This is a genomic window from Roseateles puraquae (assembly GCF_002205845.1).
GTDB classification, from domain to species: Bacteria; Pseudomonadota; Gammaproteobacteria; order Burkholderiales; family Burkholderiaceae_C; genus Pelomonas; species Pelomonas puraquae.
Genome location: NZ_NISI01000001.1, coordinates 142,423 through 161,857, shown reverse-complemented (window position 1 = coordinate 161,857; position 19,435 = coordinate 142,423). Strand labels below are relative to the sequence as shown.

Genomic DNA, 19,435 nt, shown 5'->3' with positions numbered 1-19,435 from the left:
GCTTGACGGGGATGGACGATTTCCGGATACTGCACAAACGTTCGATATATCGAACACGTTCAATTTACCGAATTGTGCACCAGGAGCGGCCCCATGAGCCAAGCCTTCTATCAACACCTGCAAGCTGAACTCGACGGCATCCGTGCGGCAGGCCTCTTCAAGGCCGAACGCATCATCACCACGCCGCAAGGTGCCGTCGTGCAGACGACGGATGGCCGCGAGGTCATCAACCTGTGCGCCAACAACTACCTGGGCCTGTCCTCGCATCCCCAGGTGATCGAAGCGGCACACGAGGCGCTGCGCACGCATGGCTTCGGCCTGTCGTCGGTGCGCTTCATCTGCGGCACGCAGGACCTGCACAAGACCCTGGAGCAGCGCATCGCCCGCTTCGTCGGCTGCGAGGACGCCATCCTGTACGCCGCGGCTTTCGACGCCAATGGCGGCCTGTTCGAGCCCCTGCTCGGCGAGCAGGACGCCATCATCAGCGACGCGCTCAACCACGCCTCCATCATCGACGGCATCCGCTTGTGCAAGGCCCAGCGCTGGCGCTACGAGCACAACGACCTGGCCGATCTCGAACGCTGCCTGAAGGAAGCCACCGACAAGGGCGCCCGCTTCAAGCTGGTGTTCACCGACGGCGTGTTCTCGATGGACGGCACCATCGCCCAGCTCGACAAGATCCGGGCGCTGTGCGACCGCTACGACGCGCTGCTCGGCATCGACGAATGCCACGCCAGCGGCTTCCTCGGCGCCACGGGCCGCGGCACACCCGAGTACCGCGGCGTGTTCGGCAAGATCGACATCATCACCGGCACCTTCGGCAAGGCCCTGGGCGGGGCCTCGGGTGGCTTCACGGCGGCCCGCAAGGAGGTCGTCGAACTGCTGCGCCAGCGTTCGCGCCCCTATCTGTTCAGCAACACCCTGGCCCCGAGCATCGCGGGCGCGTCGCTCGCCGTGCTGGACCTGCTGGAAGGCTCCACCGCGCTGCGCGACAAGCTCGAAGCCAACACCACCTACTTCCGCGAGGCCATCCAGGCCGCTGGTTTCGAGATCAAGCCGGGCACCCACCCGATCGTGCCCATCATGGTGTACGACGCGGTCATGGCGCAAAAGCTCAGCGCTCGCATCCTGGAGCTGGGCATCTACGCGGTCGGCTTCTTCTTTCCGGTCGTGCCCAAGGGCCAGGCGCGCATCCGCGTGCAGATCTCGGCGGTGCATGAGCGCGAGCACCTGGAGAAGGCCGTCGCGGCCTTCACGCAAGCAGGACGCGAGCTGGGGTTGGTGAAATGAGCCGGCCCACCCGCATCCTCATCATTGGCGCCAACGGCCAGATTGGCACCGAGCTGGCCGCAGAACTCGCGCTGCGGCACGGCAACGAGGCCGTCATCACCAGCGACCTGAGCCCGCAGGGCCGCGTGCGCACTCTGCAGCACGAGGCGCTTGACGTGACAGACGCTGGCGCCCTGGCCACGGTGGTCAAGCGCCACAAGATCACCCAGATCTACCACCTCGCCGCCGCGCTGTCGGCCAACGGTGAGAAGCACCCGATGTGGGCCTGGGACCTGAACATGAAGGGGCTGCTCAACGTGCTGGAACTGGCCCGCCACGAGAAGCTCGACAAGATCTTCTGGCCCAGTTCCATTGCCGCCTTCGGTCCGAACACGCCGGCCGTGGACACACCCCAGACCACGGTGATGGACCCGACCACCGTCTACGGCATCTCCAAGCTTGCTGGCGAGCGCTGGTGTGCCTGGTACCACGCCAAGCACGGCGTGGACGTGCGCAGCCTGCGCTACCCGGGCCTGATCAGCTGGAAGACGCCGCCGGGCGGTGGCACGACCGACTACGCCGTCGAGATCTTCCATGCCGCGCTGAAGGAAGGCCGCTACACCTGCTTCCTGGAAGCCGGCCAGGCCTTGCCGATGATGTACATGCCCGACGCGCTGCGTGCGACGCTGGAGCTGATGGACGCGCCGGCCGAGGCCATCCGCCAGCGCGGCAGCTACAACCTCGCCGGCGTGAGCTTCACGCCCGAGCAGATCGCAGCGTCCATCCGCCGCCGCCTGCCGTCGTTCACGATGGACTGCGTGCCCGACTTCCGCCAGGCGATCGCCGCGAGCTGGCCGCAGCGCATCGATGACCGCGACGCCCAGGCCGACTGGGGCTGGCAGCTGCGTTACGACCTGGACGCCATGGTCGATGACATGCTGGCTAACCTTCAACGCCAGCTGACGTCCTGAAGGCCAGGTGAGGCGGCGCCTCGCGCACGCGGCAGCGCAGGCGCCGGTCGCGCTCGGCGAGCGTCAGGCGCTCCTGCGGCGGCACCGGTTGGCGCACGCCCAGCACCGCCGCCAGGTTGGCATTCGTGTCATGCCGCGGACGCAGCAACTCGGCGGGCCCGGTGAGCAGCGGCGTCACGCCCGGGCCGTGGCCACTCACGGTGCTGTCGCCGTGCACGATGACGCCGATGGTCACCCGGCCCTCGCGCATGACGGGGCCGCGGCGGGTGTCGGCGTCGGTGATGGCCACGAAGTCGCCGAAGCGCAGGCTGCCCAGCCGGTAGCGCTCCCGGGCGGCGCGGTCGGCCAGCTGGATGTCGTAGTCGCCACGCCAGGCGGTGTTCTTGCCCAGGCCGGAGCCCATGAGCCGTGCGGGCACCTCATGGGTGACGGGCACATACAGGCGGCCATCGCGCGCGGTGATGCCCCAGCGGGCGATCAGGCCTGGCGCGCAGTTCATCAGCTCGATGCGCGGGTGCTGCGGCAGCCGCAGCCCCTGGCCGATGGAGGTGATGCCGATGCGGTCGCCGATCGCCAGCCGCTGCAGCACCGCGGTTGGGAAGTCCACCAGCACATGGTTCACGCCGCCGTGCTTGCCGGTCACCCAGCCCTGCTGGCCGCGCGCCAGGCCGCTGAGCACCGTGGCGCGGTTGCCCACGCAGGCATAGGTGATGAGCGCGTTGTTCGGGCCGTCGCGCGGGCCGATGACCTCGCGGCTGTTGTTGTGCAGGGCCACGCCCGGCTCGATGTGGTCGCCCGCCAGGCCCACGCAGAGGTCGCCGATGCGCCGGTTCAGCACGATACCCCCGGTGCCCGGCAGCACGCGGGGCACGCCGTCGTAGCCGATGCGGTAGGGCGTGGCGCGGCCGACCGGATGAGCGATCTGGCCCTGCACGGTGACGGCCACGAGTTCATCGCGGTTCACGCGGGGGCCGCCTGCGGCGGGGGGGGGCGAGCGAGTCTCAGCATCCATCGTCGGGCTCCGGCGTTCAGAGGCGGTACCACCAGGACTGGCTGTGATGCCAGGGGTCATGGCCGTCGTCGTTGGCCGCCTCGCTGGCAGCCGGCCAGGTCAGGGCGTGCACGATGCACAGGTGGCCGAGCGACTGCAGCTGAGCCGCGAGCCCGGCCGCCGCCACGGCCTGCCGCACGAACAGCCGTTCGGCGGCCATCAGGCTGCGGCTTTCGTCCGGTGACAACTCCAGTGGCTGGTGCCCCAGGCGAGCGAGGGCCAGCACTGGCCCCGGGGGCGTTTCACCGTCGGGGGCCTGGCACAGCAGCAAGGCCCCATCCAGGGCCGCCGACAGCGCCAGCGCATCGTGCGCGCTGCTGACCGCATCGAAGCTGCACTGCCAGCCCAGGCCAGCGTCAGTGGGCTCCGGCGCCTGCAGAGCCTCCGCGTGGCGCTCGAAGCGCTCCAGCAGCGAGTCGTCCACGCTGCTGCGCAGCTGCGACTCGTGCAGGTTGTCGCCGACCCAGCGCAGCGGCCAGGAGCCGGCGTCGGTGCCGTCGCGCAGCGCCGTCCAGTCGTTCAATGCGAGCGGATGCAGCCAGGGAGCCGCCTCGGTGTCGAGGCTGATCAAGTCGCTGGCGTCCAGCACCCGCCAGAAGGAGCGAGGCAGCCAGGCCTCGAACACCCGGGTGAGCCCAAGGGCCAGTGGGCGACCGCAGGCATGGCCCAGCACCAGGGCCGGGTCCAGCACGCAGCGCAGCTTCACGCCGTCGACGGTCACGCGCAGGTCGCTTGCACCCATGGTCAACCTCCGTCGAATTCATCGAAGACATCCGTCGGCCGCAGTCGCACCGGGGCGGTCTGCGTGCCGCGCCGGTCGAGCTGCGGGCGGGGGGCGCCTGGCGGGTAGACGAGCTTGCGCAGCAGCGCGCCGCTGGCGGGGTCCACCTGCAGAAAGACATTGCGCAGGGCCCGGTTGCGGGCATGGATATGACGGCGCATCTGGGCCGGCTGGGTGTCGACCTCGATGTGGGTCGGCGCGCCACCCCGGCGCGGGTTGTTGAAGTTGGCGTCGGGCCGCAAGCGCGCGCCGGGCTGGCCCGCGCCACGGGACTTGTCCACCCGGACCTGCGTGCCCGGGAACCACCGGCGCAGGTCGTTCACCAGGCTGCCGATGACATGCCAGTGCGCCAGGTTGGGCGACAACCCCCGCTGCGGGCGAGGCAGCTGGGTGAGCGCATCGATCCCGGCGTCGGTGCCGGCCAACGCATCGTCGATGACCGCAGCATCCCAGCTCGTGCCCATGGCCATCCCCCGTCAGGCGGCCTGGCGGATGCCCAGCACGCTCTGCAGCGCCGGGGTCACGCCGGGGAAGCCCCGGCCCTCGGGCGTCATGCGGTAGGCCGCCACCCAGGCTTCGGCATGCGCGCCCATCGGGCGCACGACGCTCTGGAACAGGATGGGGTCGGTGGCCGTCTTGAAGTCGTTGTCCGCCACGAACTGCAGGATGCGCCGCCCGCTCTCGGCCATCTTGGCGCGCTGGCTGGGCTCGGCCACACCGCCGAGGTAGCGGTTGGAGACGATCTCCACCACGTCCCACTTGGTGTTGGCGTCGAAGGCCTTCTTGATGTCCGGCGCATCCAGCAGTTGCAGCACGGTCTTGAGGTGATGACCCGTCTCCATGGCCAGCGAGAAGATGTTGCCGTAGGTGGAGCGGTCCAGCGCATAGCGCAGGTCCAGCCCGATGCGCTGCACCGTGGCCACGCTGCCGAAGGGCCGTTGCTCGATGACCTGGCCGCCGCGGATGACCTCGCCGATCAGCAGGTCGCGGAAGTACTGGCCCAGCGACACCATGAAGCCCACCATCTGCCGGTGGAAGTTGCGGTTGACCACCGCACCGGCCGGCGCCTGCGCCGTGCCGTAGTTGAAGGCGCGGCGGTAGGCCACCATGCGGTCGGCGCGCTTGTAGCGCAGGGGCTGCCACTTCTCGAGCAGATACAAGCCTCGGGCCCCCGGGCCGCGCTGGATACGCATCTTGCCCAGCCGGAACAGCCGCAGCAGCGTGTCCACCACCTCGAAGATCTTCATGCGTTCGTGTTGGTAGATGTAGTACAGCTCGGCAGCGGCATGCAGCTGGCTGGGCACGACGGCGTCGTCAAAGTCAGGCGTGATGTGCGGGTAGGCGATCTTGTCGAAGTCCGGCGGGCCGTTGTCGCCCAGGCCGACCAGGTCGAGAAAGCCGTCGCGGCTGTTCTCGCCGTTGGCGGCGCCCTTGAGCAGTTCGCTGAAGCGCTGCTCGAACGGCTGCTCGAACTTCTGCCGCTCGGCCGGCGGCATGGCCGCCAACTGGTCACGCAGGAAGGTCTCCCACAGACGCTGGATGGTTTCGGTGGTCTGGAAGCTCATGGTGTCGCTCCGGCGTGGCGTTGCATTCGGTGGAGGCGGTGGACTAGCTCAGCTGGGCTGCGATGTCCTCGATCAGCGCATGCACCTCGGCATAGCGCTGGTGGCGTTCTTCGGTCGACTTGCTGCTGAAGACGCGAAAGGCCGCCAGGAAGCGCTTGTGCAGCTCGCCGTCGAGCAGGGCTGCCTCGGCGGCGACGGATTCGGCCAGCTTCTTCAGCGTGACGTTCTCGCCCCACTCCGACTTGGCTTGCTTGTCGGGCTGGCCGGGGGCGGCATCCACGCCCAGCGTCAACACCTGCGTCAGCGGCCGGATCACGTCGGCCGATCGCACGTTCAACCGCAGCGCCTGGGGCACCGGCGCCGGCGTTGTGGTGTGGACGGCGGCCAGCACCTGCTGGATCCCTGCCTGGAGGTCCTGCTTCAGCGCGTCGCGTGCGGTGCCGATGTCGCCGGCGTGGCTGGCCTTCAGCTGCGTGACGGCCGCGGCGAGGTCCTGGGACCAGCTGGTGCGCAGCGCGGCAATGCTGTCGGCCGTGGGCTTGAGCACGTCGCCCAGGGCCTGCGGCAGCTCGGTCACGCGCTCGCGTGTCGTGGCCACGTCCTGCGCCGTGCTGCCCAGGTCGAGCTGGATGACTTTCCCGAAGCTCTCGTAGAACTTCGGCGTGTACCGGAGATCGAAATCGTCTGGCATGGTGGGCTCCTCTTGCGGTGGCGGTTCAGGTGCGGCGCTGCCAGGACAGCGTGCGATGCGGTCGACCCAGGCCCGTGCGCTCCACGCTGTCCACCAGCGAATCGAGCGAGGTTTCGAGGGTCGGCGGCAGGTTGATGGCGGCGCCCGAGCGGCAGTCATGGCCGGCCACGCTGCGCACCGCGGCCTGCACCACGGCCTGCAGCTGCGATAGCGAGACATCGATCTGTGCGCAGTTGGCCACCATGCTGTGCACCAGCTGGCTCCAGTTGCGCTCCATGTCGAGCTGCAGGCAGAGCTCCTGCTCGATGACGCCGAGGTAGGCGTCCAGCTGCAGGTCGCTGTCGGGCACCAGCCCGGGCGGTACGACGGCGCTGCCGCGGTAGATGGCGGTGTTCAGCTCGGCCAGGTCCTCGATGTCCCAGACCTGCGGCGGCGCTGCGGTGCCGCGCAGGCGCAGCTGGTCCGGGTCGGCGATGCCGCGCGCCTGCATGAGGGTGCCGAGCTGCGCGGCCAGGCGCTGGGCACGGGCCACGGCATCCGCAAAGACCGGGTCGTTGGCCAGCGTGAGGTCGGGGCGCAGCTCGTCGGCGATGGCGTTGAGCTGGGTCACCAGCTCGGCCGGCAACAGGCTGGGCTGGTTGGCGCCCGGCGCGCGGCAGGGCGCGGCCAGCAGCACCTGGTCGATCATGAAGGCGTAGGCCGACGCGCGCCGCTCGGTGCTGCCGAAGTTGGCAAAGCCCAGGCCGTATAGGTCGATGGCGCGGTCGATGTCATACAGCAGCTTGTCCAGCAGCACGAGGCAGGTCCGGTTGCCCTGGCAGCAGCTGCTGGCAAAGCAGTCGATGGCGTCCGCCACCAGGCCGCGCCGGGTGGCCAGGTCGACGATGCGGCGGTCGGCATCGTCCAGCCCCGTGCTGCCGTACAGGCCGTAGAACAGCAGTGGCGGCCGGGCGATCTTCATCAGCCGGAAGCCGCCAGCGGAGTCGAAGGCTGAAGCGAATAGCTGCAGCGCTTCCAGGTAGGCGTACAGCGCAGGCGACTCCGGGCTGATGCCGCGCCGGCTCACGGCCACCAGTCGGCGGAAGCGCTCCAGCGTCAGCAGCGAGGTGGAGCCGACCGAGCGCAGGCCGTCGGCGGTGTTGTCGCCGCCGCGGCGCACCAGCTCGTCCATGGTGCGGGCCAGCTCGGTCTCGATCAGCAGGGAACGCAGGTCGTTCTGACCCTGGGCCTCCAGCAGGTCGTTGAGCTGGCGGTAGGCGTCCAGCCCGCGCGGCCATTCGTCGGGGCCGTAGGCCTGCTGGGTGCTGCCGACCAGGTTGCGCAGCGCGTAGATGACGGCGTCGCGGCGGGTCTGCAGATCGGCATAGGCCACCTGCGGGATGTAGCGGCCGCCGCCAAAACCCACATTGGCGAGCGCCTCGCCCATGATCACCAGCAGCAGGTTGGCCGCCTCGTCCAGGCTCTGCGCGAGCTTGCGGAAGTCCGTCAGCATCGCCGGCGTGTGCGCGCCGACCAGCCGGGCCAGGCGCGCATAGTCGTTGAGCTGGCGTCGCATCGCGAAGCCCTTGTCGCGGTTGCGCGGGTCCAGGCCAAAGCGGGCGGCGTCATAGCCTTCGGACAGCGTCGTGCGGATGGCCTGGCCCCAGCCGCGGATCTCGGGCGCCACGTCCTTCACCAGGGCGCTGGTGCTCAGGTGCTGCAGGTCCTGGTTGATGTCGTCCAGGGCCTGCTGCCATTCGGCGCCGCCGGCAGCGGTCAACATCTGCACGACCGGCGGGGCCGAGCTGGCCGCCTGCAGGAAGGGCAGGCCACGCGACTCCTGGCCGATGGCCTGGGCGCGGGGGTCGGCGCTGTAGCGGGTCAGCAGCGCCTGGGCCACTTGCGCGGGGTCGCTGGGGTCGCCGACCTTGAGCTCCCGGCGGATCAGGTTGTCGAGCACCAGGCGGTCCTGGCCGCCTTGCGCGGTGCTGATGGGCAGGGTGTTGGAGTGGGCCATGGGGAGTCCTCGGTGTGGGGTTCGGTTTCAAGCCACCAGCCGCAGCGGCGCACGGGTGCGGCTGCCGCTGAGCTGGTCGGTCACGGCGTGGGCCAGGCGCTGCGGCGCAATGCGCCCGCTCTCCAGCGCATAGTGAGCCGCGCTGACGACATGGCGGGGCGGCAGGTCCACGGGCTTGCCAGCCTGCAGGCGGCGCGCGCCGGCGAGGATCGCGTCCTGGTCGCCGGCGTCGAAGCGAATGACGTCGGCCAACGCCTGCTGCGCCAGGTTGCGCCGGGTCTGGAAGGCGATCTCGTCCACCACCTCCGGAATGAGCCGCGGCGCGCTGCTCATCAGTCCGGCGGGGATGCGGTGCCCGGTATCGGCGCGGTACAGCGCTTGCCAGACGCGCAGGAGCCGGGTGGCATCGGCCTGGAAGCCCATGCGACGCAGCATCTCGGCCAACAGGTAGACCCGCAGATAGGCCGTGGGGTGCGCGCCGCCGGGGCGGAAGGTCATGGTGCGCGGTTGCGGGTGAGCCAGGAAGTCGGCCATGCCCCAAGCTGCGGCGGGGCCGCCGAGCAGGATGGCGGCCAGGTCGGCAAAGATCTCCTTGTGCCAGCGCCCGTAGACGGACGCCAGCATCGGGCTGCCGGCGCGGCCCATCACGCGGCGCAGCACGGCCTGGCGGTTCTCCTGCCAGATGCCGGCATCGGCCTGGATGTTGTGTGCCACCTCGTGCAGGAAGACGCTCTGCCAGGGTTGGTCGCGGTCCCAGGGAATGCGGATCAGCGGGAAGGGGTTGGCCTCGCCCAGCAGCCGCGACAGCGCCACGCCGCGCCGCATGGTGGCCGGCGAATAGCCATGCTCCATGTACGACACCGGCTTGAGCAGCGGCGCATCGAACAGGCGCGGCGCGGCCTGGCGGATGGCGGTGTAGCAGTCAGCCGCGATGCTGTCATGCGCCGCGAGCGACGGCCCAAACGCCGTGCCGCGCTGCGCGAACACTTCGTAGAACATGCCGAACAGGCGCCGGGCACGGTCCAACTCGCGCTCGACGAGCGCAATGTCCACCAGCACCCGCTGCGGGGCTCGGCGTCCGGCATCGGTGCGCAGCTGCTCGAAGCGGTCATGGATGCGTTGCTCCACCGCCGACAGCCGCGCATTGGCCGCCTGGAAGTGCTCAGGCGAAGGCGCGTACGGCATGTCCTGCGGTCGCAGGCCGACAAAGGCGTTGTCCACGCGCGCCAGCCGCGACAGGCGGGCAGACAGGCCCGTGATCTTGGCCTGCAGGAATCGGCGCACATCCATGACTCGGTGCTCCTCGTGGGCTGGTTGGTGCGGCGGGTTCAGCGGCAGCGCAGGTTGATGACCACGGGGCCGCGGGCGAGCAGCCGCCGGTTGCGCCGGCATTGCGTGCAGACATGACCGCCCGCGCGCCCCGCCGTGAGCGGACGACCAGTGGTGACAGCGACCTGGCGCGCAATCGGGGCCACCTGCCGCGCCACCACCTGTGCGGCCTGGCCGCGGGGTGTGGCCCGGCGTGCCGGCGCGACGAGCGGGCGCGACAGGCGCTGCACGGCCTGCGGGCGCGTGGCGACCTGGCGGGTCACGCGGCGCACCGCCTGCACGGCCTGCCGCGGCGGCAGGTTGCGGCGCTGCACGACGCGGCGCGTGGCGGTCACGGCGCGGGCCACCGCGCGGGCGGCCGGAGCGCCCTGACGACGCACGGCGGTGCGCACCGCCTGGCTGACAGCTCGCACGGCCGCGCGCCGCACCGGCGCGGCAGCGCGAGCCACGCCCGGCAGTGCGCGGCGGATGACCATGCCGGCCAGCACCGGCGCCGCGGCATCGATGCCGTCCTCATCCAGCCCGTCGACGAACTCGTCGAAGGCCTCGAACTCGTCGGCACCATCGGCCATCAGCCGGCCGGCCACATTGGCCAGGCGGCCGATGAGCTGGGCCTGGGGGATCGGGATCATGCTGGCGATGGGCCCCACGACGCGGGCCACGCTGCCAATGCCGCGGCCGACCGTGCGGGCGATGCGGCCCAGGCGGCGGAAGAACTCGTCGCCGTCGCCCGCATCCATCGCATCGGCCACGGCGGCTTCGAAGGCATCGTCGCCGCCGTCCTCGTCGGCCGCGTCGAAGCCATCGAACTCGTCGCCTTCATCGAAGCCGTCGAACTCGTCGCCCTCGTCAAACCCATCGCCACCGCCGCCGCCCAGGAGCCCCCCGGCCACGCGACCGATGCCGCCCAGCAGTCGGCCGAGGAATTCATCGTCGCCCTCGTCGGCGCCGTCGAATTCATCGCCCTCGTCGTACTCGTCGAACTCGTCATAGGCATTGCCGTGCCGTGCGGCAGGGCCCTCGGCGGCGTCGGACATCAGGTCGTCCATCACGTCGGCTTCGAATCGGTCCATGGTGATCTCCTTGCGGTTGATTCCGGGGTTAACGCGGCGTGACCGTCAGGGCGACGGGGCCATCGATGTAGAAGGTGCGGGCGCCGCGGATGCGGCGGCTCGGTTGGCCGCGGCCGACCTGGTTGTCGCGGGTGAGCGGGCCGGCGGCAGGCCCGGCGCCGGGCGGCTCAGCGGCGCGCGCGCCGGCTTGCGGCGCCACCGGCCGTGCCAGCCGGCGCAGGGTCTGCGGCTGCTGGGCCACACGTCGTGCAGTGGCGGGCAGGCCGCGGCGCACGGCTTGGGCGGCACGTTGCGGCGTGGGCGCCTGGCGGGTGGCCACGCGGGCGGCGGAGGCCGCCAGGCGGGGCAGGGCGCGGATGGCGCCACGGCCCTGGTGACGCACCAGCTCCCGCGCGGCCGAGGCCGTGCCGCGCACCAGCGCGCGGCGCCCGGCCTGCGCCAGATGTGCCATGTTGCGAAAGCCCAGGCCACGCGCCGCAGCCCGTGCCGCCAGGGCCACCACGGCGGGCAGCGCTTCGTCTTCACCTTCCTCGAAGGCGTCGGCGAGCGCGTCGAAGTCGTCCATCTCGTTGCCGCCGCTGCCGATGAGCTGGCTCAATTGGCTGAGCACGCCCTGGGCGCTGCCGGCGGTCTGCGCCACGCCGCCGGCCAGGCGCCCCGCGGTGCCGGCCCAGCCTTGCACGCGCTGGGCGCCACTGGCGAGGCTGCCCAGCCCGCCGGCCACGCCGGAGGCCCCGAGCATCTGCGCGAGGCGCGCTGCGGCTTGCGCGGCCGGTGAGACCTGGCCGGCCACGCGGCCGATGCCGCCGGCCACCCGCTGGGCCTGCCGTGCGACGCCTTGCACGCGGCCCGCGAGCCCGGCCGCACCACCAACGCCGCGGCGCAGCAGGCCGCCCGCACGCCCCAGGCCGCCGAGGATGCGGCCGAGGAATTCGTCTTCATCCGCGGCATCCAGGCCGTCGGCGACTTCGTCCTCGAAGGCATCCCACAGGGCCATCGCATCGCTGCCGTCGGCGGCCTCGTCGCCGTAGTCGGCAGCGTCGAAGCCGTCGTAGCCATCGCCCGCGCCGTCGGCGTCGGAGAGGTCGGCGTCATCCGCCATCAGGTCCATGCCGTCGCTGCCGTCGGCTTCATCGAAACCCTCGCCGGCGCTGTCGCCTGCATCGGCACCATCGAGGCTGTCGGCCTCGTCCATCAGGTCGTTGTCGAAGGGGTTGTGGTCCATGTCGTGGCCTCCAGGCCGGAGCAGGCTTGCACCGGTGAGGTCACTCTAGGCACCGCGATGGGCTTCGACAAAACGTGATTTGCGCCGAGCCCATCGGCACTCGCCGCAGGGCGCCAGCACAAAGCGGGGCCTGCATCCGTGCCCCCTCGTTTGTGGGCATCGCTAGGAGGGACGGACGATGCGCGAGCGCCGGCGCATGATCCCGGACACGCGTTGCCAGTGGTTTTTCACGTCTGCAGACCCCCAAGATCCCAGGTGCCGGCGCCGCGTGATTTCGAAACAATGCGCCGGCCTCTGATGCGGCCGCCGCCGAGCGATGAGGACAGGGAGACACGACATGGCCAGCAAGCGATGGCGCCCCCAACCGCGGACGGAGGCATGGCATGAATGCACCCCGTGATGAACCCGATGACGCCGAGATGCCGGCTGGCGCGCCGGTGACCACGCTGGAGCTCGGTGGTCATCTCTTGCGCGTCGTGTGTGTGGATGAACGACTGCCGGACCATCGCAGCCGCCCGGGCAGCGCGCGGCTGCGTCAGTGCTATCTGCCCGACGAGATCGGGCACTTCGAGTGGGCCGGTCACCGCTACGCGCTGGTGCCGGACCGCTCGGCCGAGGCCGCCTCTGCGGAGGGTGCCGAGCTGCACCGGCTGCTGACCAATCGCGAGCTGCAGATCGTGCAGCTCATCTGCAGCGGCCTGCAGACCAAGCAGGTGAGCGCGCGGCTGCACATCAGCGAGTTCACGGTGCGCTCCTACCTCAAGACCATCTACTGCAAGCTCGGTGTGCGTTCGCGCGGTGCGATGGTGTATGCCTATGCGCAGTCCTTGTCACGCAAGCCCCGGGAGGACGAAGTCGGCGCCCATTAGCCACGGCCTTTGCTGCTACGCTGGCTGCATGAGGATCACCGTCTTGCCCTTGGCGCTGCTGTGTCTGCCACTCCTGGCCGTGGCCCAGCAGCAGGAACAGGAACCCGAGAGCCAACCGGCCCGCTATCTGCTTGGCGCCTCGCTCGCCAGCCGGCCCGAGTACGACGGCGCGAGCACGCGCCAGACCAAGCTGCGACCGCTGTGGGCCTTCCAGTGGGGGCGCTGGCGCATCAGCACCTCGGGCGGCAGCGCCATCCTCGGCTTCGGCCGTGACTCCGCCGGGGCTGGCGCCAGCACGCTGCTGGTCAACAGCAACCGGCTGCGACTGGGCGTGGCCCTGCGCGTGGACAGCGGTCGCAACAGCGGCGATGCCAGCACCACGCAGGGGCTGCCCGACGTGAAGCGCACCCTGCGCGCCCGCCTGTTTGCCAACTACAGCCTGACGCCGGACGTGAACCTCGGAGCCAACCTGTCGCAAGACATCCTGGGCCGCAAGGGCGGGTTGACCGCTGGCGTGGACCTGGGCTGGCGCTTCTACAGAAGTCCCACCCTGGAGTGGGCCAGCGGCATCGGCATTTCGGCCGCCGATGCGACCAACATGCGCAGCTACTTCGGCGTGCCGGCGTCTGCGGTCACGGCCACCGGCAAGCCGGCTTACGAGCCGGGTGCGGGCCTGCGCGACCTGCATGCTGGCGTCAGCTTCACGCGGCCCTTGTCCAAGCATTGGTTCGTCTTCGGCGGCGCCGGCGCCAGCCGACTGCTCGGACCGCCCGCCGACAGCCCGCTGACCCAGCAGCGCAACGGCACCTATGCCAACGTGGGCGTGGCCTGGCGCAACTAGTGTGGTGTCCGGCAGATACGTGCACAAAATGAAATCGATGGCTTCGAGCCCAGGGCAAGGCCCAAACCACAGCGATACCCGGCGGTATCGCGAGGCTTTGCAAAGCCGCCGTGGGGTTGAAGCCGCGATTTCATGGGCACGTATTTGCGGGACACCACACCAGGTCAGAGCTTGATGCGGCCCAGCCAGATGTCCCGGTACATCGCCCAGTCGCCGATGAAGCTGTAGAGCGGATGCCTGAAAGTGGCCGGTCGGTTCTTCTCGAAGAAGAAGTGCCCGATCCAGGCAAAGCCGTAGCCGCACAGCAGGCCATAGAGCACCCAGACCAGTGCACCGGTCCATACCAGCTGCCAGGTGCAGGCCAGCACCAGCGTCGACCCCACGAAGTGCAGGCGGCGGCAGACCGGGTGGCGGTGTTCGTTCAGGTAGAACGGGTAGAACTCGGCGAAGCTGGTGAAGCGATCGGTCGTCGGCATGCCGCGATTCGAGCGCGGGTTGGCCCCGGGCGGCAAGCGGGCTTGCCCTGGCAACCATCGCCCGATGCAGGCGGCAGGCGCGATCCCTGCCGAGGTCGCTCTGGCCAGGCTTCACCCGGGAGCAGGTGCTGGCTGCCAGCCGGCCTGAGGAGGCGGCCTACGTGCTGGCCTGAAGCGCGGCGCGCAGGGCAGCGAGCACCGCATCCGGTGCCTCAGCCATCAGCGCGTGGCCCGCGGGCACAGTGTGGATGCGCGGCTTGAGCAGGCCGCCGAGCACGGCGTTCTGGCGTGGGCTGGTCATCTGGTCCAGCGCGCCGAGGATGAAATGCACCGGGCAAGTCACGCGGGCGGCTGCCGCCTCGCCGCCGGTGTAGCGGTCGCACACCTGGAAGTCGTTCTCGAACAGGTTCACGGCCGTCTGCCGCTGCTGCAGACGGCGCATCAACGCCATCGACCCGCCGCGCAGCCAGGCGCCCGGCCCGGGGTAGCCGGGCTTGGCGCTGGCCACGGAATGCGAAAACGCGGTCACCATGGCCATCGCGGCCTCGGGTTGGTCGCGTGCGGTGGTCAGCAGGGCATCTGACACCTTCATCGGGTAGGCCGTGCCCACCATAACCAGGTGGCTGGCGCGGCCCGCGGCCTCCAGCGCGATCAGCGAGCCCATGCTGTGGCCCACCAGCGCGGCGCGCTGCACGTCGGCCGCATCCAGCAGGCGATGCAGCCAGGCGGCGATGGCCTCGACGCTGGTCAGCGGCAGCCCGCCGCTGCGGCCGTGGCCGGGCAGGTCCACCGCGAGCACGCTGTAGCCATGGTGAGCGCACCAGCGGGCCAGCAGGGTCCAGACACTGTGGTCATTCAGTGCGCCGTGGATGAACACGACGCAGGGCAGGGCGGGGTCGAAGGGCTTGCCGCCGGTGTAGGCGTAGGCCTCGTGGCCGTCGACGACGAGCTTCATGCGGCACCTCCCGCCTTGGCCGCCACCTTGAGGGCACGCTTGAGGTCGTCGATCAGGTCGGCCGGGTCTTCCAGGCCGATGGACAGCCGGATGGTGCCCGGGCCGATGCCCGCCCGCGCCAGGGCGTCGTCGTCCATCCGGAAGTGGGTGGTGCTCGCCGGATGGATGACCAGGGATTTGGCGTCACCCACGTTGGCCAGGTGAGAGAAGAGCTTGAGCGACTCGATGAAGGCACGCCCTTGCTCGCGGCTGCCCTTGAGGTCGAAGGAGAACACCGCGCCTGCCCCGCGCGGCAGCAGGCGCTGGGCCAGGGCGTGATCGGGGTGCGAGGCCAGCCCCGGGTAGCTGACCTTGGCCACCAGCGGCTGCGCCGCCAGGAACTCCGCCACCGCCTGGGCGTTGGCCACGTGCCGGGCCATGCGCAGCGGCAGGGTCTCCAGCCCCTGCAGCATCAGCCAGGCGGTGTGCGGGCTCATGCAGGCGCCGAAGTCCCGCAGGCCCTCGCGGCGGGCGCGCAGGAGGAAGGCGCCCACGGTGCTCTCTTCGGCAAACACCATGCCGTGAAAGCCCTCGTAGGGCTCGCACAGCGTGGCAAAGCGGCCGTTGCGCTCGTGCGCTGCAGCCCAGTCGAAGCTGCCGGCATCCACCAGCACGCCGCCCACCACCGTGCCGTGGCCGCAGAGGAACTTGGTGGCGGAGTGGTAGACCAGGTCGGCACCCAGCTCGGCCGGGCGCTGCAGATAGGGTGTCGTGAACGTGGCATCCACCAGCAGTGGCAGGCCGGCTTCATGGGCCAGGGCGCTGACGGCGGGGATGTCCAGCACGTCCAGACCCGGATTGCCCAAGCTCTCGCCGAACAGCAGGCGGGTTTCGGGCCGGATGGCAGCCCGCCAGGCGTCGAGGTCGCGCGGGTTCACGAAGGTGGTCTCGATGCCGAAACGGCGCAGCGTGTAGTGCAACAGGTTGTGGCTGCCGCCGTACAACGCGGTGCTGGCGACGATGTGGCCGCCGGCCCCCATCAACGTGGAGATGGCCAGGTGCAACGCCGCCTGGCCGGAGGCGGTGGCGATCGCCCCGATGCCGCCATCCAGCGCGGCCATGCGTTCCTCGAAGACCGCAGTCGTCGGATTGGAGAGCCGGCTGTAGACGTGGCCGGAGCGCTCCATGTTGAACAGCGACGCGGCATGCTCGCTGTTCTCGAAGACGAAGGAGGTGCTGAGGTGCAGCGGCGTGGCCCGCGCGCCGGTGCCCGGGTCGGGCGTGGCGCCGGCATGCAGGGCGAGGGTGTCGAAGCCTGGCATGGTGTTTTCTATGGGGTGGAGTCGCGGGCATTGTGTGCTATGTTGCCCGGGCAACTCGTCCCGGAGACAACCATGAAAGTCGTCGATATCCTGCGTGTCAAAGGCGGCACCCTGTTCACCGTCTCGCCGGACCAGGCACTGAAGGAAGCCCTGGACGTCATGGCCGAGCGCGACATCGGCTCCCTGGTGGTCATGGAGCACGGCGATCTGGTCGGCATGCTGACCTTCCGCGAGGTCATCCAGGCCGTGGTCAAGAACGGCGGCGCGGTGGGCACCACCATCGTCCGCACCGTCATGGACGACGCGCCGCTGACCTGCACGCCCGAGACCGAGATCGACGAGGTGCGCCGCATGATGCTCGGCCGCCACGCGCGCTACATGCCCGTCATGAACGGCCGCACGCTGATGGGCGTCATCTCGTTCTACGACGTCGCCAAGGCGGTGGTCGACAGCCAGGACTTCGAGAACCGCATGCTCAAGGCCTACATCCGCGACTGGCCGGTCGAGGAGAACACGGCCGAGGCCGAACCCAAGCTCTGAGATTCGCAAGCTGATAAGGCGGCCTTGCGGGGCCGCTTTTGCATTGGCGGGCCGCCTAAACTTGAGGCCTATGTCAGGCAGCACCTTCGGCGAACTCTTCCGCGTCACCAACTTCGGCGAAAGCCACGGGCCGGCCATCGGCTGCGTCATCGACGGCTGCCCGCCCGGGCTGGCGTTGAGCGAGGCCGACATCCAGCCCGAACTGGACCGGCGCCGCCCCGGCACCAGCCGGCACGTCACGCAGCGCAACGAGCCGGATGCGGTGCGCATCCTGTCGGGCGTCTATGAAGGCGTCACCACGGGCACGCCGATCTGCCTGCTGATCGAAAACACCGACCAGCGCAGCAAGGACTACGGCAATATCCTCGACACCTTCCGCCCGGGTCACGCCGACTACACCTATTGGCGCAAGTACGGCGTGCGCGACCCGCGCGGCGGTGGCCGCTCCTCGGCCCGGTTGACCGCGCCCATGGTGGGTGCCGGTGCGGTGGCCCGCAAGTGGCTGCGCGAGGCCTATGGCACCGAGTTCCGCGGCTGCATGACGCAGTTGGGCGAGGTTGCGATTGGGTTCGAAGGCTGGCAGCACGTCGGCAACAACCCCTTCTTCGCCGCCAACGCCAGCCAGATCGCCGAGCTCGAGGCCTACATGGATGCACTGCGCAAGGCCGGCGACTCGGTCGGCGCCCGCATCCGCGTGGAGGCCACCGGCGTGCCGGTGGGCCTGGGCGAGCCCCTGTTCGACAAGCTCGACGCCGACATTGCCTACGCGCTGATGGGCATCAATGCCGTCAAGGGCGTGGAGATCGGCGCCGGCTTCGCGTCGGTCGCCCAGAAGGGCACGCAGCACGGCGACGAGCTGACCCCGGACGGCTTTGCCAGCAACAACGCCGGCGGCGTGCTCGGCGGCATCTCCACCGGCCAGGACATCGTGGCCGAGATCGCGATCAAGCCCACCAGTTCCATCCGCAGCCCCAAGGCCAGCATCGACCGCGCCGGCAACCCGTCCACGGTCGAGACCTTCGGCCGCCACGACCCCTGCGTGGGCATCCGCGCCACACCCATCGCCGAGGCCATGCTGGCCCTGGTGCTGATGGACCATGCCCTTCGTCATAGGGCGCAGTGCGGGGACGTGGCCCTGCCCATCGCCCCCATCCCAGGCGCCCGTCCCGCCTGAGCTGCAGTTCGTCGCACGCCCGGCCGGGCTGATCGCCGGCCGGTGCAGCTCAGCCCACCGTTTCCGCGTTTCGTCTCACGCGCGCTGCGCCGCCAAGCCCTGATTTCTAGACTGCAAAGGTCTGTATCAGAGAGCGTTTGGGGGAGCCATGCGGAAGTCTTTCAGGATGGGTGTCATCGCGGCCGTGGTCGTGGTGGTGGGCGGTGCCGGGGTGGCGGTGATGGCCAGCAAGGGCGACGCGCCGAAGAAGCCCGGTGAGGACAAGGCCAAGCCGGCGCTGGAGTTCGTGGCCAGCGAGGTCGTCAAGCCCACGCTCGTGGCCATGCCGGCCCAGATCGAGTTCAGCGGCCCACTGGTGGCGCCGGGCACGGTGGTCGTGCGGGCCAAGTCCAACGGCACCCTGCTCAACCTGGCGGTGGGCGAGGGCAGCCGCGTGAAGGCGGGCCAGGCCCTGGGCCAGGTCGACCTCGAAGAACTCCGTTACCGCATTGCCGAGCGCAACGCCAGCGTCGAGGCCATGCGTGCCCAGATGGAGCAGGCCGAACGCGCGCACAAGGCCAACGAGGGCCTGGCGAGCAAGAACTTCATCGCCCAGACGGCCCTCGACAACTCCCGTGCCGCCTATGAATCCGCCCGCGCAAATTGGCTGGCGGCCAAGGCCCAGCTCGACACCAGCCAGGTGACACTGCGTCAGGCGGCGCTGGTCTCACCCATCAACGGCGTGGTGGCCAAGCGCCATGCGGTGCCCGGCGAAAAGCTCGCCGCCGAGCAGCAGATCCTGACCATCGTCGATCTGGCCAAGCTGGAACTGGCCGGCCTGGTGGGCACGCACGAGGTCAGCCGCCTGAAGCCCGGCATGGCGGTGCAGGTAAAGGTTGAAGGCGTGGACGAGCCCGTCGAGGCGCGCATCGCCCGCATCGCGCCCGCGGCCGAGCCCGGCACGCGGTCCATCGGCGTGACGTTGGTGCTGGACAACCCCAAGGAGCTGTACCGCGCCGGCCAGTACGCCGCCGCCAAGGTGGTGCTGCCGGACGACACGCAGCGCCTGACCGTGCCGATGGCGGCCGTGAGCCGCAACTCGGGCCAGGAGCAGGTCTGGATGATCGAGAACGGCGCGCTCGCCCGCCGCATCGTCACCACCGGGCGCAGCGACGCCCGTGAAGGCCGCATCGAGATCCTCAGCGGGTTGAAGCCCGAGGCCCAGGTGCTGGCGGCGCGCTTCGACAACCTGCGCGAAGGGGACAAGGCGCAGGTCGTGTCGAGCAAGTCGTCCAAGGTCGCGAGCGCGGCCGCCGCCGGCTCGGCGCCGGTCCAGCAGTGAGGGCCGC

Annotated in this window: 19 protein-coding genes; 7 read left to right on the top strand and 12 right to left on the bottom strand. The window is 70.1% G+C overall.

Annotation, left to right across the window (positions count from 1 at the left end):
- Positions 1-93 precede the first annotated feature (93 nt).
- Together kbl and CDO81_RS00710 are read left to right on the top strand one after the other, a co-directional pair.
- Positions 94-1,290 carry a glycine C-acetyltransferase gene (gene kbl / locus CDO81_RS00715; protein ID WP_088481259.1) on the top strand — a complete coding sequence of 399 codons (1,197 nt, stop codon included), beginning with the start codon at positions 94-96 and terminating at the stop codon, positions 1,288-1,290.
- Complete coding sequence (locus CDO81_RS00710; protein ID WP_088481258.1) at positions 1,287-2,240, top strand: NAD-dependent epimerase/dehydratase family protein; 954 nt, start codon at positions 1,287-1,289, stop codon at positions 2,238-2,240. The genes kbl and CDO81_RS00710 overlap by 4 nt, the downstream gene beginning before the upstream one ends.
- Here CDO81_RS00710 and CDO81_RS00705 read toward each other — a convergent pair.
- Genes CDO81_RS00705 through CDO81_RS00665 form a run of 9 tightly spaced genes read right to left on the bottom strand, consistent with a single transcriptional unit; the run spans position 2,212 to position 11,951 of the window.
- Positions 2,212-3,252, bottom strand: a complete 1,041-nt coding sequence (locus CDO81_RS00705) for a DUF4438 domain-containing protein (RefSeq protein ID WP_088481257.1) — start codon at positions 3,250-3,252, stop codon at positions 2,212-2,214. The genes CDO81_RS00710 and CDO81_RS00705 overlap by 29 nt on opposite strands.
- Before the next feature lie 16 nt (positions 3,253-3,268).
- Positions 3,269-4,033: a hypothetical protein gene (locus CDO81_RS00700; RefSeq protein ID WP_088481256.1), complete on the bottom strand. Its 765-nt coding sequence runs from the start codon at positions 4,031-4,033 to the stop codon at positions 3,269-3,271.
- A 2-nt stretch (positions 4,034-4,035) separates the two neighbouring features.
- Positions 4,036-4,536, bottom strand: coding sequence for a hypothetical protein (locus CDO81_RS00695; protein WP_144397102.1), 501 nt, complete (start codon positions 4,534-4,536; stop codon positions 4,036-4,038).
- Between the two features lie 12 nt (positions 4,537-4,548).
- Positions 4,549-5,637: a hypothetical protein gene (locus tag CDO81_RS00690; RefSeq protein ID WP_088481254.1), complete on the bottom strand. Its 1,089-nt coding sequence runs from the start codon at positions 5,635-5,637 to the stop codon at positions 4,549-4,551.
- 43 nt (positions 5,638-5,680) lie between these two features.
- The gene (locus CDO81_RS00685; RefSeq protein ID WP_088481253.1) at positions 5,681-6,328 is read right to left on the bottom strand and encodes a hypothetical protein; all 648 of its coding nucleotides are present in this window, start codon (positions 6,326-6,328) and stop codon (positions 5,681-5,683) included.
- A gap of 25 nt (positions 6,329-6,353) precedes the next feature.
- Positions 6,354-8,324 carry a hypothetical protein gene (locus CDO81_RS00680; protein ID WP_088481252.1) on the bottom strand — a complete coding sequence of 657 codons (1,971 nt, stop codon included), beginning with the start codon at positions 8,322-8,324 and terminating at the stop codon, positions 6,354-6,356.
- Positions 8,325-8,351: 27 nt separating this feature from the next.
- Positions 8,352-9,614: a hypothetical protein gene (locus CDO81_RS00675; RefSeq protein ID WP_088481251.1), complete on the bottom strand. Its 1,263-nt coding sequence runs from the start codon at positions 9,612-9,614 to the stop codon at positions 8,352-8,354.
- A gap of 38 nt (positions 9,615-9,652) precedes the next feature.
- Positions 9,653-10,726, bottom strand: a complete 1,074-nt coding sequence (locus CDO81_RS00670) for a hypothetical protein (protein WP_088481250.1) — start codon at positions 10,724-10,726, stop codon at positions 9,653-9,655.
- 28 nt (positions 10,727-10,754) lie between these two features.
- Entirely contained in the window at positions 10,755-11,951 is a 1,197-nt protein-coding gene (locus CDO81_RS00665; RefSeq protein ID WP_088481249.1) for a hypothetical protein, read from the bottom strand.
- 383 nt (positions 11,952-12,334) lie between these two features.
- Between CDO81_RS00665 and CDO81_RS00660 the strand changes: the two genes are divergently transcribed.
- Together CDO81_RS00660 and CDO81_RS00655 are read left to right on the top strand one after the other, a co-directional pair.
- Positions 12,335-12,820: a response regulator transcription factor gene (locus CDO81_RS00660; RefSeq protein ID WP_088481248.1), complete on the top strand. Its 486-nt coding sequence runs from the start codon at positions 12,335-12,337 to the stop codon at positions 12,818-12,820.
- Positions 12,821-12,848: 28 nt separating this feature from the next.
- Entirely contained in the window at positions 12,849-13,661 is an 813-nt protein-coding gene (locus CDO81_RS00655; protein WP_158218125.1) for a MipA/OmpV family protein, read from the top strand.
- A gap of 164 nt (positions 13,662-13,825) precedes the next feature.
- Here CDO81_RS00655 and CDO81_RS00650 read toward each other — a convergent pair whose 3' ends face one another.
- From CDO81_RS00650 to CDO81_RS00640, 3 genes are all read right to left on the bottom strand, one after another.
- Entirely contained in the window at positions 13,826-14,137 is a 312-nt protein-coding gene (locus tag CDO81_RS00650; RefSeq protein ID WP_088481246.1) for an Mpo1-like protein, read from the bottom strand.
- Between the two features lie 157 nt (positions 14,138-14,294).
- Positions 14,295-15,092: an alpha/beta fold hydrolase gene (locus CDO81_RS00645; protein ID WP_088481245.1), complete on the bottom strand. Its 798-nt coding sequence runs from the start codon at positions 15,090-15,092 to the stop codon at positions 14,295-14,297.
- On the bottom strand, positions 15,089-16,393 hold the full coding sequence (locus tag CDO81_RS00640; protein ID WP_088481244.1) for an O-acetylhomoserine aminocarboxypropyltransferase: 1,305 nt from the start codon (positions 16,391-16,393) through the stop codon (positions 15,089-15,091). Before CDO81_RS00640 ends, CDO81_RS00645 begins: the two co-directional genes overlap by 4 nt.
- A gap of 72 nt (positions 16,394-16,465) precedes the next feature.
- Here CDO81_RS00640 and CDO81_RS00635 point away from each other — a divergent pair, with 72 nt between their 5' ends.
- The 3 genes from CDO81_RS00635 (at position 16,466) to CDO81_RS00625 (ending at position 19,428) form a co-directional block, all read left to right on the top strand.
- Positions 16,466-16,933 carry a CBS domain-containing protein gene (locus tag CDO81_RS00635; RefSeq protein WP_088481243.1) on the top strand — a complete coding sequence of 156 codons (468 nt, stop codon included), beginning with the start codon at positions 16,466-16,468 and terminating at the stop codon, positions 16,931-16,933.
- A 70-nt stretch (positions 16,934-17,003) separates the two neighbouring features.
- Complete coding sequence (gene aroC / locus CDO81_RS00630) at positions 17,004-18,107, top strand: chorismate synthase (protein ID WP_088481242.1); 1,104 nt, start codon at positions 17,004-17,006, stop codon at positions 18,105-18,107.
- Positions 18,108-18,255: 148 nt separating this feature from the next.
- Positions 18,256-19,428 (top strand): efflux RND transporter periplasmic adaptor subunit, encoded by a 1,173-nt coding sequence (locus CDO81_RS00625; protein ID WP_088481241.1) that lies wholly within the window; start codon positions 18,256-18,258, stop codon positions 19,426-19,428.
- Positions 19,429-19,435: the final 7 nt, after the last annotated feature.